Origin of the sequence: Geminicoccus flavidas, assembly GCF_009806515.1 — a bacterium.
Classification (GTDB): Bacteria; Pseudomonadota; Alphaproteobacteria; order Geminicoccales; family Geminicoccaceae; genus Geminicoccus; species Geminicoccus flavidus.
Window position 1 is genome coordinate 1 of the sequence record NZ_WUJP01001063.1, and the last position, 1,317, is coordinate 1,317.

General features: G+C 66.4%; 3 protein-coding genes. All 3 read right to left on the bottom strand.

The window, feature by feature from the left end; all coding sequences use genetic code 11:
- On the bottom strand, positions 1-185 hold a 185-nt coding region (locus tag EQG76_RS32650), incomplete at its 3' end, for a hypothetical protein (protein ID WP_235031636.1).
- Positions 151-843 (bottom strand): GntR family transcriptional regulator, encoded by a 693-nt coding sequence (locus EQG76_RS30410; protein ID WP_159718975.1) that lies wholly within the window; start codon positions 841-843, stop codon positions 151-153. The genes EQG76_RS30410 and EQG76_RS32650, both read right to left, overlap by 35 nt.
- 9 nt (positions 844-852) lie before the next feature.
- Positions 853-1,317: isocitrate/isopropylmalate family dehydrogenase (locus EQG76_RS30415; RefSeq protein ID WP_235031637.1), on the bottom strand; the 465-nt coding region annotated here is incomplete at its 5' end.

A 1,317-nucleotide genomic window follows, 5' to 3' on the forward strand; every position in this document is an offset into this window, starting at 1 on the left:
AGCCATGAGATGGCGGCAAACGTTGCTCCGATGCCGATGAACAGCAGGCTGGCCAGCGTCTGCTTGCGCAGCGTCGACGTCATCTTCTCTCTCCCTGATCCGGCGCGGCCTTCTGACGCCGCGTTCTTGCCGCCTTCTTCGGGCAGCAGACTAAAGAGCCCTGAGGCCCGCGCGCTCGACCGCACCGATCAGATCGTTCTCCATGCGGTTGCGCTGGGCCAGATGGTTCGCGGTGGCAGCAGCGACGTCGCCTGCGGCGAGCAGATCCACCAGTTCGGCATGTACCGCCGTCGACGTGCTGGTTACGTTGCGCAAGCGCAGGGCCACCAGATGGGCACGCTGGACGAAGTCGCGGTGCTCCAGGCCGACGCGGGCTATCCAGGGATTGCCGCAGAGCTGGAGCAGGCCGCGGTGGAAGCGCTCGTCCGCGGTGTGCCAGTCCGGTAGCTGGCCAGCCTCCGCATCGATCTCCCGCATGGCGGCAACTGCCTCACGCAAGGGGGCCAATCCCATCTCGCCCAGGCGCTGCTCGGCGATCAGTGCCACCGCCTTGACCTCCAGCGCCGTGATCAGCTGGTAGACGTGGCGCATGTCGCTGACCCGCAGGAAGGCGACACGTGTCGCCTTCCGCGGCAGGACCTCGAGATAGCCCTGGGCATGCAGGAGCCGGATGGCGTCCCGGACGGGCGTGCGGCTCACGCCGAGCTGCTGGGCGATCGCGCTGTCATCGATGATCTCGCCGGCGGGCAAGACATCCGTGAGGATCTGGTGCTTGATCCAGGCATAGGCCCGATCCACCAGAGACGTTACCTCTCGATCCTTCTGCGCGACCTCCGCCAGCATCCCCCCTCCTCAAGTCGCGGCCATCTGTCGATCCATGGCACGGCAGACCGCGGCAGTGACCTTCTCGGTGCCGGCACCCCCGCCCAGATCCGGCGGCAATGCCTCACCGTCCTTGAGCACGGTCTGCACCGCTCCATCAATCCGCTTGGCTGCCGCAACGAGCGCCCGATCCTGGTGCCGCTCCCCCAGCCACTCCAGCATCATCGCTCCCGCCAGGATCGTCCCAAGCGGATTGGCAACACCCTGCCCCGCAATGTCAGGTGCCGAGCCATGTGCGGCCTGGAAGAAGCCGCGATCGTCGCCGATCTCGGCCGAAGGCGACATGCCCATGCCGCCCACGGTCACTGCGCCAAGGTCGGAGATGATGTCGCCGAACATGTTCTCGGTCACGATCACGTCGTAGAAGGACGGCCGGCGGACCATGTGCACCATCATGGCGTCGGCATAGCCGTAGTCGAGTTCGACGTCGGGGTA